The organism is Clostridium sp. chh4-2, assembly GCF_002899675.1.
Lineage (GTDB): Bacteria > Bacillota > Clostridia > Lachnospirales > Lachnospiraceae > CHH4-2.
The window spans coordinates 51,393-68,286 of sequence record NZ_PKUU01000020.1 but is presented as its reverse complement, the minus strand read 5'-3'; the positions used below and the strand labels follow the sequence as shown (position 1 = coordinate 68,286).

The window sequence follows — 16,894 nt, the reverse complement described above, 5'->3', positions numbered from 1 at the left end:
ATAAAGGAGAATATCATGGATAAAACGACAGACCGAAGAATTATCAAATCAAAAAAAGCGATCCAATCGGCCTTTTTAGAAATGCTTTTAGACGATGGTTTTGATGCGATTACAGTAAAGGATATGACAGAAAAAGCCGATATCAGCCGGAAAACTTTCTATCTGCATTATTTGGATAAATATGATCTTTTAAATGAAATTGTTGACGGTACAATCGAAGAACTTACAGAGCTATGTGAAAAAAAGAAGGATTTGGGATTTGTGGAAGGCACTGTCCTGTGGTTTAATTATTTTGAAAATCACAAACCATTTTTTAATGCCCTATTTTCCACGGAAAGCACCATTACCTTCCGCCACCGCCTGCTGGATTTTATTATGGAGCAGCTGAACCTCAAGCTGGAAGAAGTGTCGAGTCAAAAGAACACCGAAGTACTGCGGAAATTTATGGCCATGGCCGTCCTCGGTGTTCTCGAGTCCTATGTATTAAATCAATTTCATGTTGGAATTGAAGAAATTGCAAAACAGGTTGGCGAGCTATTGGAACAGATCATTTTACAGGCTCAGATTACTTCCGATCCATCACCTTGCAAAACACCACCCCAACCACCGTGCTGAGAAATGTTGCCACCAGCGCAGGCCCCACAATGGCGGTTGGATTTACGCTCCCGTACTGGCCTCTGTATGCAATCATATTGATAGGAATCAGCTGCAGGGAAGAGATATTAATAATTAGAAACGTGCACATTTCATTATTGGCCGTTCCCTGCAGGATATCCGATTTTCCCTTTTCCCTTCGTTCCTCTTCCAGCTCCTCTAACTGTTCCATGGCCTGAAGCCCGGCAGGCGTGGCTGCCCAGCCAAGTCCCAGGATATTGGCGATCATATTGGTTGCTATGTATTCCCTGGAAGGGTGGTCTTTCGGTATTCTGGGAAACAGAAACTGAAGAACGGGCGACATCTTTTTCGCCATCACTTCTATCAGTCCCGATCCCTGCCCTACTTCCAGAACCCCGGTCCACAAAGACATCACACCGAGCATGGTGATGCAGAGCGTCACCGCTTCTTTCGAAGAATTAAGCGCCCCTTCTGTCACCGCATTCAGGTTTCCATGTAATGCCCCCCATAAAATCCCTATCAGCATCATAAACGCCCATAAATAGTTAAGCATATCCGCTCCACAAAAAAAGTGTTACTTTAAGATATGCCTTAAAGTAACACTTCATGTTGTTTCTTCTTATTTTATTCCATTTTCCAGATCGCTGAGCATAACATCCATGGCGGTAATTCCGCCTTCAGCCAGATACCAAACGGTCGGGGTAAGGTAAATGATCCGGTCATTCTGATAAGCGTCGGTCTTTTTAACCAGTTCATTGTCCATTACCTGTTTCGCAAGCTGTGCGCCTTCCGTATTGATGGCAGAATCGCGGTCCAGCACGAACACGTAATCAGGATTTAAAGATACCAGAAGTTCAAATGAGGATTCATTTCCATGTGTGGAATCCACATTGTTGGCAAGATTGGTGAACCCGATCTCATTGCCGATTAAAGAACAGCGGCTTCCGTCTCCCAACGTATTGAAATTGGAACTTGTAACCATGCCGATCACCGCAGTTTTGCCTTCCGCTTTCTTTGCAAGATCCGCTACCCGCACATCAAATCCGGCCAGAGTTTCCTCTGCCTTCTCCTCTGCTCCAAATACGGATGCAATCATGGACGCATTATTTTTAATGCTCTGTACCAGGCCCGCTTCATAATCGGTGGACGTATAGATTACCGGCGCTATCTCAGACAGCTTATCATATTGGGCGCTGAGACGGCCGCCTATGAAGATCAGATCAGGTTCACTGGACATCAGCGCTTCCATATCTACTTCTTTCAGCGTTCCTAAATTCACAATCTCTTCATTATTGTTATATTCCATCAGATAATCAATCTTTGAAGATTTCGGCATTCCAACCACACGGCCGCCCAAATCCCAGTTGTCCAGCATATCCAGAACCGCCATGTCCAATACTGCGACTCTCTGCGGATCATACGGCACTTCCAATTCTATCTTTTCGCCATCTCCATTCAGGGATGTCACCCGGATGGATTCCGGTTTTTCGGAAGATGTTTCCGTGGTTCCTCCATTTGTTTCGGTCTCCGTTGTACCAGATTCCGATATACCTGATTCTGCTGTACCTGATTCTGTTGTGTCTGATTCTGTTGTACCTGACTCCACAGATTGTGAAGCGGATTCCGCCGTCACTGTTGTTTCCGCCTTTGGACTGCTGCATGCCGCCAGGGACATTGTCATAACTGCCGCTCCGATTATTGCTGTTATTTTTCTCATGATACTTGTTCTCCTTTATAATAGTTTTGCAGCTGTTCAGAGGGGGCATCTTCTTGCATGGCCTCTGAACTGCTACATGATTTTTATGGTTAAAGCTGCCTAATAATAGATGGACAGCGGTTTCCCTTCGATCTCCTGAATCTCAAAATCCACCTTATAAATCCTGGACAGATTCTCTTTTGTCATCACTTCTTCCACCGTACCGAATTTCTCCACCTTTCCGTCCACAAACGCACAGATATAGTCAGAGTAAAATGCGGCATAATTGATCTCGTGCAGTACCAGAATCACAGTCTTGCCCAGTTCATCACAAAGGCGCCGCACGATCTTCATCATGTTGGTGGAATGATAGATATCCAGGTTATTAGTCGGCTCATCCAACAATATAATTTCCGTATCCTGGGCGATTACCATAGCGATATAAGCCCGCTGGCGCTGCCCGCCCGATAATTCATCAATAAAATGATCCTCAAATTCTTCCAGTTCCATATAAGCGATGGCTTTGCTGATTATCTCCTCGTCTTCAGCCGTCACATGACTTCCGCTGTATGGAAACCGGCCAAATGTAACCAGCTCTCTTACGGTCAGCTTCATCTGTATCTGATTGGTCTGGGTCAATATGGCCAGCTTTTTCGACAGCTCTTTGCTCTTCCATTTTGTAATATCTTTTCCTTCAAATTCCACAATTCCGGCATCTCTCGCCACCAGCCGGGAGATCATCCCCATCACGGTGGACTTTCCCGCGCCGTTTGGCCCGATCATGGAAATCACTTTTCCTCTCGGTATTTCAAAGCTGACAGAATCCACAACCGGCTTTCCGTCATAATTCTTTGTAAGATTTTTTATAAACATCCTTTTATGCCCTCCTGTTATTTAAAAGCAGATAAAGGAAATAAATTCCTCCCCCAACGGTGATAAACACGCTTATCGGAACGCTGTAGGCAAAAACCTGCTCCACCACCATCTGCCCCGCCACCAAAATCACCATGCCGATCAGCGCCGATCCGGCGATCAGATAGCTGTGGCGGTATGTTTTAAACAGCTGCCTGGAAAGGTTGGCGATAATCAGCCCCAAAAATGAGATCGGCCCCACCATAGCGGTTGCAATGGCGATAAACAGCGTTACTCCCAAAAGCAGCCGTCTGATTGTCCTGTCATAATCCACTCCCAGATTAACCGCCTGATCTTTCCCCAGCGTAATCACATTGAGCAGCGCCAGTTCCTTTCTTAAAACGACGATAACCGCTGCCATCAAAACCAGCGAGAAGATCAAAATGCCGGAATTAATATTGCTGAAACTCGCCACCAGCGACGCCAGCAAAGAATCGTATTCATTGGGGTCCATGACCCGGGTCAGCGTAGTCTGCACACTGGTAAAAAATGTGGACAGCACCGTCCCTGCCAGCAGCACGTAGAGAACATTATGCTTTGTCTTTTTAAATAAATAACTGTAAATCAGCGTAGCCGCCGCCCCCATCAGCACCAAATCCACCGCAAAAGCCAGATTCGCATTCCGTGCCAGCAGACTGGCCGATCCGAATACAAATACAACCGCCGTATGAATCAGCGCATAAAGAGAATTCATCCCCAGCAAACACGGAGTAACGATTGTATTATTGATAATCGACTGAAATACAATGGAGGCGCTGCCGATACAAAATGCGGTAGTCATCATGACAAGCAGTTTCGGAACCCTCAGTTTCATGGCATAATCAAAGTATTTCATATTCACTTTTGTCAGCAGATAAAAAGCCGCCGCCGCAAGAACCAGGATCACCAGCACAACTATTTTTTTAATGTTGGCATTCTGTTTTATTCCGCTCATACTTCTTCCCCTCCCGCCATAGTAAAGGTTCTTTCACAGCTCACCGGAGCCTTTAACCGGACGCTTTTCCGCCCGTTGCCCAAACGGTAGATAAGCAGTCCGATAAATATCACGCTGCCGAGAATCCCCACAATCAGCTCAATTGGCAGCTCATACGGCGCGATCACCGTTCGCCCGATCATATCGCAGACCAGCACAAACAATGCACCGAATAACGCCGTATCCGCCAGCGTCCCCCTGATCTTGTCCCCCTTAAACATGGAAACCACGTTAGGAACGATCAGGCCTATGTAAGAGATACTTCCCACAACGACAACCACGCTGGCCGTAATGAGAGCCGCAATGCTCAGACCAACGAACATCACAAGTTCATACCGCACACCCAGATTTTTAGAAAAGTCCCTTCCCATACCGACGATATTGAAATGATTTGCAAAGACAAATGCCAGAATAACCAGTGGCACCGCCAGGTAAACCAACTCATACCGCCCTTTCAGCACCAACGAAAAATGTCCTACCAGCCAGGAAGAGAGCGCCTGGGTCATATCATACTTATAAGCCAGGTAATTCGTCACCCCGCCGATCACATTGCCGAACATGATTCCCACCAGCGGCACCATCACAACATCCTTAAATGTGATTCTCTGGATAAACCAGACAAATGTCCATGTCCCTATAACCGCGCTGACAAATGCAAACACCGCCCTTCCCCACAAAGTCGATCCGGGCCAGAACAACAGCGCCAGCAAAATTCCGAACTGCGCCGATGAAATAGTAGCTCCCGTGCTGGGAGACACAAATTTATTCATGCAGAGCTGCTGCATGATCAGCCCCGCTACGCTCATCCCCACACCGGTACAGAGAATGGCAAGCAGCCTGGGCAGACGGGAAACCATCAGGATTTCAATCTGCTCGAAATCACCGTTTAAAATATTAACTAAACTTAAATCCAACACGCCTAAAAATAACGACCAGACCGATAATGCCAGCAGACAAACGGCTAAAATAATTGTCATTCTATACTTTTTAATGTGAATTCCTCCCTTGAAGTTAGTTATTGCTAACTTATTGATAAAAAAAGTGCAGTAGCACACCTACTGGACTTACGTGGTATACACTGCGCGTTACCCGGTTATTTTGCCATATGATTTTTCAAAAGTCAATACCCAATTTTACATAAAAGGTGAAGGCATTTCTGAAAATGCCTTCACCCTTTACATTAAATCACCAGGTCATTTCTGTAAAATACATCCTCCTCCGCCACCGGTCTCCACTGCGCATATAGGGTAGTATCCTTCGTAATATTCATAACATCTCCGGAAGAATACAAGGTTCCGGTTCCGTCTATAGCGGTATTCCACCCCGCAAATTCATAATTCAAACGGGTAAACCCTACCGTAACGTCACTTAAAATGGTATAACTGTCACCTTCCGCAACCGTATCCATATGAAGCGATCCCATACCTCCGATACCCGGATGATACGTCACAGTAAAAGTATTTCTCTGCCATATAGCATAAAATGTCTGGTTCCCCCTGATCGTGGCAACTTCACCAGGCTGATAGAAAGTACCGCTTCCATCCGGCTGTGTGTTCCAGCCAAGGAAGGTATACCCCGTTCTATACATATTTACATCAACCGCAGACCTGAGCGTATAGCTGCTCCCCACAGGAATACCGTAATCCGTCAGACCACCGATTCCCCCGTTGGGATCATAGATGACATCAGCTGTTTCAACGGGGGCTGTTAACCACTGGGCATAGAGTGTCAGGCTGTGAGTAACAGTGATCACGTCGCCGGGCCGATAGGATGTTCCTTTACCGTCAGGGCTGGCATTCCAGCTGAGGAAGATATGCCCCGTCCATGATATCCCGACCTCTTCAGAGCTCTTTATCGTATAGGCTGCCCCCTGCGACAGATTAACATCTGCTAAACCGCCGCTTCCTCCATTAGCATCGTAAATAACTGCAAAGTATGACGGCTCCGGCGGGCAAGGCGGGCAGGGGCGGCATATCCGGCAGGGATCACAACAGCATGTTGGCATACATTGGCTGCATGCAGGACAACAAGGATCATTACAACTATAGTTATACATTAACTTTCTCCTATCCAAATTATATAGTACACTATAGTTTATGCCAAAGTTGTACAATCTGTGTCCCGCACACAATACCCGCCCTTTTTCACCTCAATCGGAACATATAAATCTTCAATCGAAACGCCCATATCAATCATCCGTCCGGGAGATACGATGTGAAACATGGGATACCGTTCCTCTTTCCCCTCTCCATTAACGTATAAATCAAATTTATCACTTGCATTAACCCAATTAATGATTTCTTCTCTGGTGCTCAGCCAGTCTTTTGCAGCATCAAGATCGGCGTTCAAACAAGAGGCAGCCGCATAAAGCCCCGACGGTAAATCAACGATTTCAAAATCAATCACCGATGACAAATCCGCATTTGCAGGCAGAGCATAAAACCATTCCTGCACGTTAAGTCTCTCATTATACCACATAAAATCTCTGGGAAATAATTCACATTCCAGGGATGCGTGATAGGTGCTGAACCACTCAACAAACTTCTCAAATTTCTCTTTTGAAGAAAGCGGGCCCGAAAAAACCGCCTTCATTTTCGGTATTTCTATAATTCTGACCGACTGCATACGATAAATTCCTCCTTGACCTGAATACTTACAATTCTGCGCTAAACATATAAGCAGTGCTGTATTTTTCCCAACCGTCTGTAAAAACTTCCGCCGTCCAATATTTATCCGGATATGGAATGGTCACGCCCTGCCCCAGCATTATATTTCTGGTTATATCATACATGGCGCTGCAGTCATATCCCTCGCATTTATGCATTGACTCAAGATCGCCGGAAAAGACCGCAAATGCATATTGCGAAATATAAGGCAATCCGGCCTTTTTATTATTATACGGCACAAAGTCGAAGCAGATCAATCCATCCGGCACAGGAGTTTCTGCCTTCATAAACCTTCCCCAGAAGTTATGACACGGGCCAATGTCTATACACAGTCCGTAATGGTGGCTCAATAAAACATCATAGTCAAATCCTGATTTGTAATCATTCATGGCGTCCAGCGTATGAAAAAGCGCCTTACGGCCGGCCGCATCCGGCGGATTTTCTGCTTCACGTCCGATAAAACGCACCGCAGACATTTTTCTATATTCAAAATGTTCCACTTTGAAACCATTTTGCTGATGTTTCACCTTATCAGGCATAAACAGCGCCCACTGTACCTCAGCATCAGAATCCTTGAGATAATTGATATATCCGTAGAGATCCACATGATCGGTACCTGTGGGGCCTGTTTTACTGCCCGCAATCCGCTCTCTTACACGGCGGTCTCTCATGACGGAAAAGTCCGCAAACATTTGAGCCGCCATAGCTTCCAGCTCCTTATCGTCAGCCTTTCCCGCCAATGCATCATCAAACTTGTCCAGGGCTTTAAATACCGCTTCATTCACTTCTCCTGACGGCTTCAATTCCACCAGGTACTCCCGCAGCCGCGCATTCTGTTCCTTAAACCGGGCTAATATGCCCTGCATCAGAATTTGCTCATTATCAATGAGTTTATCATCGCTCCACTCGGAATCATCCAGCAGCCATTCTGTCAATTCATCAAAAACTCCCGGATTCCGCCCTCTTGCTTTCCCCGCCCAGCTGACGATTCTTTGATATTTTTCCGAATCTGCCGGCGCCTTGCCATTATGTTCTTCAATATCGCTCCAGCAAAAACCGTCGGTCAGCTTATGAGCCATATTGAATCCGCCCGCAATCGAAATATTGATGACAAGAGGATAGAAAAATTTAAGCCTGGCGCCTGACGTCTTAACATCAGAAGGTGAAATTCCATGAAAACGGGAAAATGCTTTTGAAAAGCTTTCTGAAGTCTCATAATGATACTTCATTGCGATATCCACAATCCTGCTGTCCGCAAGCAGCAGATCACGTCCCGCTAAACTTAACCGGCGGTTACGGATATATTCGCCAACCGTCACCCCTGTTACTAAATGAAACACCCGTTGAAAATTATATTTTGAAGAAAATACCTGATTCGAAACATCCTCAACGCTTAACTCATCCATTAAATGATCTTCCATATAGCGGATTGATTGATTAATGCGCTGTAACCATTCCATGTTTCCACCTTTATCATCCTGTTATTTTAATTTATCATACAATTTTAATTTCTATTTGTCATGTCAGAAAATGCTCACTGTTGTCATGAGAAAGGAAGATGCTTATTGATACAGGTACTTCTGTGCATTTTCATCCGACATGCTTTCAATTCCCGTAATCTTGCCCGACTTATCCCGAACCACCGACAGATTTGCCGTTCCGGACTCGTCTGTCCACAGCGCCTCAAATGCTCCTTCCGCATACCGGTCAACGAACACTTTCACCTTCTGCCCGTTGAAATACATCACCTCATCCGCCGCAGAATAAGTAATGCCCAATGTCCGGTATTTGTCATATTTGTTGGCTCCTTCCCCTTTTTTCTCCTGAACAGCGGCCGCAGCGTTCTGTTCCTCTCCAAAAAAAGCGTCTTGATATTCCTTTGCCTTTTGGGCAGTAATGCTTTCAACCCCCGTAATCGTTCCGGCAGCGTTCCTGACCGCCGATAGATTCACAGTTCCGGACTCATCCAGGTAAAAAGCCTCTTCATCCGATTTATCATCCGCAAACAGCCGCACCGGCTGGCCCTCATAAAGCAGCTTTGCTCCATCCTCAGACACGGTAATTCCAAAAGGTGCATATGCAGCATAGATATCGGGATCAGGGCGAAATGAAACCGAAGTAACGATCTTTTCTCTAATAATCTCCGGCGAATTACCGCTATCCTCGCCTGCCGCAAAAGCAGCTCCCGTCCCCAGCGTAAGCAATAAAATCCCGCAAAGAACCACAGCTCCGGCTTTCTTTTTATTCCTGTCCATAATTGAAAAAATTCTTTTTTTCATACCTTTCCTGCCTCCATAAAAATTAGTTGATAAAGCTGTTTTCAGTTTCGATTGGTACCTGACTGCATTCAGAACCGTTTCACTGTAATACAATCGTTCGTCCGCGTCCAAACCGCGCACAACGCCCTCGTCGCAGGACAATTCACATTCATTGTCAATCGCTTTTGCCATCAGATAAACGACAGGATTAAACCAGTGGACAGCGGTCGCAGCCAGCACCAGGCATTTATACCAAAGATCCTTCCGTTTATAATGAATAAGCTCGTGCTTCAGGATAAAATGAAGTTCTTCTTTTGTAAATCCGGTTTTCGGCAGCAATATACGGGGACTTTTAATCCCCATCATCATGGGGCTTCCTATGCTGTCACAGAACTTCAGGCCTATATTTTTAGACAAACCCATTTGATTTTTCAGGTTTTGGAACTGCCGCAGCATCTGTTCATCGGTGATATCTTCACTCCAGCGCTCCGTCATCTTCAAAAAACGGTAATGTCTGATCACATGATAGGCCAGAAATACAACCGTTCCCGCGATCCATACCGCCGCTGCAATCTGCCACCAAGCCGGATTTGGCACCGCAGAGGGAACTACATTTACAGCCGGGGCGTAAACGGCGGCATGCATTCCATTTCCCATTTTAATTACCGGAGCCGCCCCATTGCCGGTCACATTGACTTTGACAATGGCATTGCTGAATTGGGGACGGAACGGAATAATCAGCCCGGCCACAATGACAAGCCATGAATAATAGCGGCCCATAGCGGAATATCGTTTTCCCAAAAATGGAGCTGCCGCCATATAAAAGAGCGCAAGCGCCGACATGCTGGCAGAGCATATCAGCAGCTTAACCATAAAGCCCTGCATACTAATCCCTCCGTTCTTTCGCCCATTTTAACAACTGGTCAATATCATTGTCCGTCAGAGCTTTGTCATCATAAAGAGTATTGATCAGATTAAAAAGCGAGTTGTTGTGATACTGCTTCATAAAATTGCCCGTCTCAAACTTCAGATATTCTTCCTTGCCGATAAGCGGATAATAGGTGCGCTCTTTTCCGTGCTTTTCAGAGCGGAGAAACCCTCGCTCCACAAGCCTCAGCATAAGAGAAACCACCGTCTGTATCTTCCACTCCTTTTCTTTCCCCAACCATTCCATCACCATCGCCGTCGTCACAGGCGGTTCATTGTCCCATACCACTTTCATGATGTCAAACTCCGCGTCCGGCAGCTTTTTTATCTTCTCCATACTATCACTCCTTCGTCATTTAAGACATTTGCCTTATTTATATAATACAACTGTCTTAAATAAATGTCAAGATAAAGAATCCCGCAAGCGGGATTCTCCGCCTGCGGCGGGTCTCTTCAGCGACATTCCGCCTCACCGCCGCATTCTATGCGATACGCAGTGCGAACCTCGCGGAGCGTTTTTTATTTCATAGGACGAACTATCCTATGAAATAAAAAAAGACGCTCAAAAGAGCGTCCGGTGTGATAAATCTGGCATTCCGTTAATTATTCTAAACGAGACCAATATAAATATGAATTTCCGCATGTTCCATATCCCCGTCCTGATATTCCTCAAAATCGCTTCTAAATGAACGTGGCAGATCCATGCTCCACAGCTCCTGCCAAAATTCCATAACAGCCTTCTGTACATGGCCTTTTACCACAAACTTCGCATATTTCCCGGCCGGTATTGTTCTCACCACAGTTCCTTCCGGCGCCGCGTCCGCCTGAGTCACTTCACAGGCCACAAGAGCGGTATAATCTGATTTTTCATCGCCTTCATAGTCCGTATAGATTCCAAGGGATTTGCCGGTGCTTTTATTTTTAATGGCTTCATAGATGCCCGCGCCGTAGAATCTCTCCCACATTCCGCCAATTACGCTTCCCATATCGGAATCGCTGTTATTCGTTCTGGCCGACAGGCCAACCACTGTTTTTTCTTCTAATTCTACGATTTCATAAGTCATATGATCTTCCTCTTTTCTTTTAGTAGATCATACCATTTAAAACACGACATCTATCTGTCATCATTCATACTTCTTTGCAATCTCTTTTACGATTTTCCCCATCTCATCTCTGAGTTCGGCAGGAGAAATCAGTTCGACATGATTTCCAAAGCTCAAAAGCCATCCAAAGGTGCTTTCTTTATCCATAAACCAGAACCGGAACAAGAGTTTCCCGTCCGCCTGTTCCTCAAAACTGTCCGGCCCGTACTCCTCAATCAGCCTCCATTTAAACTCAGGCTCAAATAATGCGGTCACTTCTAAGCTTCCCCTAAAAATGTTATCGTTCTCTATTTTAAATTCCGGCAATTCTCTGGCTTCAAACATCTCTCCTGTGCAAACAAGCTCCAACATCCGGTTCAGCTTAAACATCCGGTAATCCTTCTTATCCCCGCAGTATCCCCAAACATACCAGGAAGACCATTGAAACACCAAAAGATACGGCTCGATCTCCCTCCTGCTCTCCCCCTTAGGGGAATAATAATTAAATCCGATCTTCCTGTTCCCTTCAATGGCCGACTGTATCAGTTCGATCTTCGGGGACAGGGACGACTTATACCAGGAAGAAAGATCGATGGCGATGTGCCCGCCGGATATCAGCAGATTGGAATTTCCTGCGGAGAATTTCTCCATCAGCTGCTGGTACCGATTGGTGCCGCACACGCTGTCCAAGCTCCTGAGCCCCGCCAGTATGGCCTTCATGTCGGAAGAAGTCAGCAGCGTGCGGTCAACCCGGTAACCGTCCATTATGGATATTCCTCCGTTCTGCCCCTGAGTGGTGACAAGGGGGATTCCCGCCTTGCAAATGGCCTCGATATCCCGGTTGATCGTCCTCCTGGATACTTCGAACTTCTCTGCCAAATAGGGGGCGGTAACCTTATCCTGCTGCAAAAGAATTGCCAGTATTCCAATTAAACGGTCTATTTTCATAACGATTTCTCCCTCATCTCATTTGGCTTTATTCTAAAAAGCTTATAAATATTCCAGTTCACTGAAACATTTCATAAATTCCTTTGCACCATAACCCTCAAATTCCACTTCAACCATCATATCATCCTCCCGGATAACCGTTCCGATGCCGTATTTCTTATGTCTGACGCGGATCACAGGGCTTTCCTGCTCCGCCTCATCCCTTTTTTCATCCTTTAACGCCTGTATCTGCCGCTTTAATTCCTGAAGATTTACCGGTTCCTCATCCCCTGCCTCATCATTCTGAACCAAATAGGGCGGGATCATGCGGATATAGGAACTGGCCTCCGGTTCCACCCGGTTATAGCCGGGATTGATGTAATAGGACAGTTCCAATTGATCCTTTGCCCTGGTGATCCCCACAAAAAACAGCCTTCGTTCTTCCTCCTCTTCCATCCCCTTCGTCCGCAGCGGTATCAAACCATAGTTGACCCCGACGATGAATACATGAGAAAATTCCAACCCCTTTGACGCATGGAGCGTCATCAGTTTCACCGAATCTGCATCGCTATTAATCTCTTTTTGAAGAATATTCACACCGTAAAGCGCAGAAGAATTAATAAAATCCCTCATTCCATCCAGAAAATCCAACTCTTTCTCCCCGGCATATTCCAGTATAATCCCGATCAGCGCCCATATGGATTCCCGATCCTCCCCGTAAGAGGAGGAAGTGGGATGTATGTACCGGTCAAATTCAAAATAATCATAAACTGTCCCGACATCCCTGCACTCCCTGCATTCCGATTGAAATTCCATCATTTTTTGAAGCAGCTCACAGCGGCCTGCTTCCTTTTCCCGGATCATCTTCCCGGCTTCCTTCACCGTAACATGAGCCCCATACTCTTTATTGCTGACAGCATATATTCCCGATGCCGTATCATTTGGATTTAGCGAATAGCGGAATACCTTCATCACCCAGTTGAGCACCGGGATATCGTGAACTGTTTTTTTCAAGGACACCTCAAACGGTATTCCTTCCCTCTGAAACACCTCTTCCAAAATCTGAGACTGGTTCTGAAGCCGGTAAAAGATGGCGATCTCCTTATATAAAACGCCGTTTTTATGAAGTTCTCCAATCCTTCCAGCCAGATAACAGGCTTCGCTGAACGGATCATACTGCCGCTTCACCACGATTTTACTTCCCTGTTCCCGGATTCCCGTCAGATCCGCCCCGTTCTGCAAAAAGCATCTGGCCGCCTCCAGGATAGAAGTGCTGGAACGGTAATTGATCGGAAGCGACAGTTCTCTGGCCTGATACCTCTTTTTCAGCGTATAAAATACATTAAAAACACTCCCCCGCCAGCTGTAGATCACCTGATTGGGATCGCCCACCGCAAATAGCCTGGCGCCTCCTCCCATCAGCTTATCGATAAATGCCATCTGCATTCCGTCGCTGTCCTGCACCTCATCGATAATGATCCATTGGAATTTGGACCGGCTTTTGTCCAAAAGCAAGGTTGTATAAAACAAAAGGTCAAAAAAGCTCATCTTATCCTGCTTTATCTTCTCTTCTTTCAAAAGCGCCGCCAATGTAAACAAATCATCCCCATATCTGGATACCTTTTTTTCCTCATCCTGAACGGACATCGCCTGCTCCAACCGCTTTTTCAGCCGGTTTTTATATTTTATCTTCAAATTTTCCCGATGAATCAGCTCCATCGCCAGGTCCAGTTCTTCATCCGGTTCAATGACCTGAAATTCTTTCGTATATCCCAGCTCTTCCACCGGCAGGCTGCTTCTGAGCAGCCCAAGAGCCACGCTGTGAAATGTTCCGAATCCACATAATTCCTCTAAACGAATGCATTTATCCACAATCAGCAGCCGTTCTCTGATCTCATTTGCCGCCTTGTTGGTAAATGTCAGCACGACCATAGAGCTGTAATCGATCTGCCTGGCATAATGGAGATACAGAATTTTGGCAATCAGCACCGTAGTTTTTCCGCTTCCCACGTTGGCATTGACCACACAGGCTTCGCTTTCATCCAGAACGGCCTCCTTCTGGTATGGATTCAGCCGTTCCAATTCTTTCTCATAATCCATCAAAATCTCCTATTCCATAAGATTTTCATACCGTTTCTGCAGTTTATCCTTCACGTCCGATTTATCCTCCAACTCTTCCTTCAGCCTGGTTTCCAGCCTCACCCCATTGGGCGCGTCCGTATAGAAAGCAACTATATTAATCAGACTTTGTCTATTGGTTTCCTCTGCAATCCATTCTTTATAAAATGGGCTGTCCAGAATCAGCGTCAGCGTTTTTCCCTCTGTTTCCACTTCCTGAACCGTGCTTAAAAATGCCGCATAATTCTCACCGTTTTCCTGAAGGTATGCACAGAATTCCTTCCACCGTTCCTTCAGTTCCCGGAACTGAAACGGCTTTTTAATAAATGTGGACGGCGCATATTCCGCCAATTTTATATTCTTCGGCGCTTCCGATTCTTCCAACAGATTCTGAAGTCCCCACAAAACCACCGATTTATCCAGCCTGAAATCCCCGATACACGCCGCACATCCCTTTTCGCACCGGCACCCGCCAACCATCTGAACTGCATTCTGTATGATCTGAGGCAAAAGGTCAAATATTTTCTCCGCATACCCCAGGCCGCCGATATATTTATCATAAATGAATACCTGGGCTTCATAATTTCCGCCCTCCGCCAGGTTCACCGCATTCTGTGACATGGCCGTTCCGATATCCTCCTGCTCCGTCATCGTCGCCATCATAGCCGCATTTTTAATGGCATAGCACAATCCTTCAAAATGGTTATTCCGAACCGTCCCCCCATTAGGGCTTTCCTGGAGCAGACTTCTGTATACACGGGTCACGTTCTCGGGAATGCGAATCCAGCTGCTCTCCGTATCAAATGCCTTGGCAAGCGGCCGTTCCAGCTGTTCAAATCCCAGATTCTGATGATTGTGGAACTGAAGCTTTTTAAACATATAAACCATGTCATTAACATTTACATCGCCAAATGAAGCCTTTACCCGTTTATAATCCAAGCTCTTCTGCTCTTTAATCACCCGGATATCCGTCATCCCGCCGGGCATGGTATAATAATTCCCTTTAAATGGAATTGCAAATGCGGTCTTACACTCCAAATCCAGCTTCAATACCTGATACTGATTCCCGTCATGCATATAGACCGCCCCGCGGTGAAGCTCGCGAAACGCCTGCATCTCGTCCATTTCCGTAATTTCCCTGTCATTTTCCTGATTGATCAGCTTATATCTGGCCTTATCTATATTTCTCAGGCTGAAATCCCCGGCCGGAAACGGGCTTCCCGACCACGCAAACCTTCCGTTCTGCCCGTTCAATTCCTTCGCCCGGATCAGCACAGGAATCGTCTCTCCCAAATCGGGAAATACGGCGATATCATCCAAAGTCAGCGGAATTTCCGCAGCTGCCGCCCGTATATGAGCCAATTCGATCAGCAGATTATTCTTATCTATAACCGCGCTTTCACTTTCCCCATCAAAAAGCCAGTCCGGATTGACCGCAATATACTGGTCAAACGGCAGATTTTCCAGAATCAGATAATTGGTACACCTTCTCTGATTCCGCCCCGCCCGTCCGGTCTGCTGCCAAAAAGAGGCCCTTGTTCCCGGGTATCCCACAAGCATGGTGGTGTCGATCTTTCCAATATCGATTCCCAGCTCCAACGCATTGGTGGACACAAGGCCGCTCAATTCGCCGGATATCATTTTCCGTTCGATTTCCTTGCGCTCCAATGGCGTATAGCCTCCCCGGTATCCCGATATCCGTCCGCCCATGGACTGACCGAAAAAGCTTTCCGTCTCCAGCTTATCCCTGGCCTCTTTTAAAACCACCTCCACATTCCTCCTGGACTTGGTAAATGCGATAAAGCTGTGATTGTTTTCCACCAGATCAGGAATCATGTCCGCAGCCACCGCAGCCGCCTGCACCTGTCCGTAATACCGCCTGTCTTTTCCCATGATCTTGGGCGGCTGGACAAATGCATAGCTCCGCTCCGCCGCCGGAGAACCGTCCCGGTCAATCCTGACAAACTTCCTCCCGAATATCTCCTCCGCCAACTCCACCGGATTGGCAATGGTGGCGGAACTGCAAAGATACTGGGGCGTTGAATGATAATACCTGCATACCCGCCCTAATCTGCGGAACACATTAGCCAGATGGGAGCCAAATGCGCCTCTGTACGTGTGAAGCTCGTCAATTACAACGTATTTCAGGTTTGAAAAGATAAAATCAAAACCGTATTTGCTGTGGTTGGGGAGAAATGCGCCGTTGATCATCTCAGGGTTTGTGAGAATGATATTTGCATTTTTCCTGATCCTGCTTCTTTCACTGACCGGGGTATCGCCGTCGTAAACTCCGGCTGAGATTCTGTTTTCTCCAAAATATTCTATATAGGGGATAAGGGCTCTGTATTGGTCGCTTGCCAAAGCCTTTGTCGGGTAGATGAAGATGGCCCTGGAAAGCGGATTTGACAAAATCTCCTGCAATACGGGGAGAAGAAAACTGAGGGTCTTGCCGCTGGCTGTGGAAGTGGTTATTACCAGGTTTTTGCCCTGCATGGCCTCTTCGAACATAAGGGCCTGGTGGGAATATAAGCCGGAAAGACCTGCCTGGGTGAGGTAAGAGACCAGTTCCGAGGACAGGGATTGGGGGTAGGGGGTGTATTCCGCGGGTCTTGATGGGATTGTTTTTTTGTATATGATAAGATCTTTGATATCCATAGTAATCGCTCCTGAGGGTTGATAATTTTGATTATACTATATTTTTTACATAAAGGGTGAAGGCA

The 16,894-nt window shown here is 46.3% G+C and carries 15 protein-coding genes; 1 reads left to right on the top strand and 14 read right to left on the bottom strand.

The window, feature by feature from the left end:
• Nucleotides 1-15: 15 nt before the first annotated feature.
• Complete coding sequence (locus C0033_RS19195) at nt 16-615, top strand: TetR/AcrR family transcriptional regulator C-terminal domain-containing protein (RefSeq protein WP_103229515.1); 600 nt, start codon at nt 16-18, stop codon at nt 613-615.
• Here the strand turns inward: C0033_RS19195 and C0033_RS19190 are convergent.
• The 14 genes from C0033_RS19190 to C0033_RS19125 form a co-directional block, all read right to left on the bottom strand.
• Nucleotides 566-1,168 carry a nucleoside recognition protein gene (locus C0033_RS19190; RefSeq protein WP_103229514.1) on the bottom strand — a complete coding sequence of 201 codons (603 nt, stop codon included), beginning with the start codon at nt 1,166-1,168 and terminating at the stop codon, nt 566-568. The two genes, C0033_RS19195 and C0033_RS19190, sit on opposite strands and share 50 nt — an antisense overlap.
• Before the next feature lie 66 nt (nt 1,169-1,234).
• On the bottom strand, nt 1,235-2,332 hold the full coding sequence (locus C0033_RS19185) for a siderophore ABC transporter substrate-binding protein (protein ID WP_242984551.1): 1,098 nt from the start codon (nt 2,330-2,332) through the stop codon (nt 1,235-1,237).
• Between the two features lie 99 nt (nt 2,333-2,431).
• Nucleotides 2,432-3,184: an ATP-binding cassette domain-containing protein gene (locus tag C0033_RS19180; protein WP_103229513.1), complete on the bottom strand. Its 753-nt coding sequence runs from the start codon at nt 3,182-3,184 to the stop codon at nt 2,432-2,434.
• A gap of 4 nt (nt 3,185-3,188) precedes the next feature.
• A complete protein-coding gene (locus tag C0033_RS19175; protein WP_103229512.1) occupies nt 3,189-4,157 on the bottom strand; it encodes an iron chelate uptake ABC transporter family permease subunit in 969 nt (322 codons plus the stop codon).
• Nucleotides 4,154-5,173 carry an iron chelate uptake ABC transporter family permease subunit gene (locus C0033_RS19170; protein WP_103229511.1) on the bottom strand — a complete coding sequence of 340 codons (1,020 nt, stop codon included), beginning with the start codon at nt 5,171-5,173 and terminating at the stop codon, nt 4,154-4,156. The genes C0033_RS19175 and C0033_RS19170 overlap by 4 nt, the downstream gene beginning before the upstream one ends.
• A gap of 203 nt (nt 5,174-5,376) precedes the next feature.
• Nucleotides 5,377-6,252 (bottom strand): InlB B-repeat-containing protein, encoded by an 876-nt coding sequence (locus C0033_RS19165; protein ID WP_103229510.1) that lies wholly within the window; start codon nt 6,250-6,252, stop codon nt 5,377-5,379.
• Nucleotides 6,253-6,290: 38 nt separating this feature from the next.
• Nucleotides 6,291-6,821 carry a transcriptional regulator gene (locus C0033_RS19160; protein ID WP_103229509.1) on the bottom strand — a complete coding sequence of 177 codons (531 nt, stop codon included), beginning with the start codon at nt 6,819-6,821 and terminating at the stop codon, nt 6,291-6,293.
• Between the two features lie 28 nt (nt 6,822-6,849).
• The gene (locus tag C0033_RS19155; RefSeq protein WP_103229508.1) at nt 6,850-8,322 is read right to left on the bottom strand and encodes an AraC family transcriptional regulator; all 1,473 of its coding nucleotides are present in this window, start codon (nt 8,320-8,322) and stop codon (nt 6,850-6,852) included.
• Between the two features lie 102 nt (nt 8,323-8,424).
• Nucleotides 8,425-10,005, bottom strand: coding sequence for a M56 family metallopeptidase (locus C0033_RS19150; protein ID WP_103229507.1), 1,581 nt, complete (start codon nt 10,003-10,005; stop codon nt 8,425-8,427).
• A 1-nt stretch (nt 10,006) separates the two neighbouring features.
• Nucleotides 10,007-10,384: a BlaI/MecI/CopY family transcriptional regulator gene (locus C0033_RS19145; RefSeq protein ID WP_103229506.1), complete on the bottom strand. Its 378-nt coding sequence runs from the start codon at nt 10,382-10,384 to the stop codon at nt 10,007-10,009.
• Between the two features lie 271 nt (nt 10,385-10,655).
• Nucleotides 10,656-11,111 (bottom strand): GyrI-like domain-containing protein, encoded by a 456-nt coding sequence (locus tag C0033_RS19140; protein WP_103229505.1) that lies wholly within the window; start codon nt 11,109-11,111, stop codon nt 10,656-10,658.
• A gap of 60 nt (nt 11,112-11,171) precedes the next feature.
• Nucleotides 11,172-12,077: a YafY family protein gene (locus C0033_RS19135; RefSeq protein WP_103229504.1), complete on the bottom strand. Its 906-nt coding sequence runs from the start codon at nt 12,075-12,077 to the stop codon at nt 11,172-11,174.
• 42 nt (nt 12,078-12,119) lie between these two features.
• Nucleotides 12,120-14,156, bottom strand: a complete 2,037-nt coding sequence (locus C0033_RS19130; protein ID WP_103229503.1) for an ATP-dependent helicase — start codon at nt 14,154-14,156, stop codon at nt 12,120-12,122.
• Between the two features lie 9 nt (nt 14,157-14,165).
• Entirely contained in the window at nt 14,166-16,829 is a 2,664-nt protein-coding gene (locus C0033_RS19125) for a DEAD/DEAH box helicase (RefSeq protein ID WP_103229502.1), read from the bottom strand.
• Nucleotides 16,830-16,894: the final 65 nt, after the last annotated feature.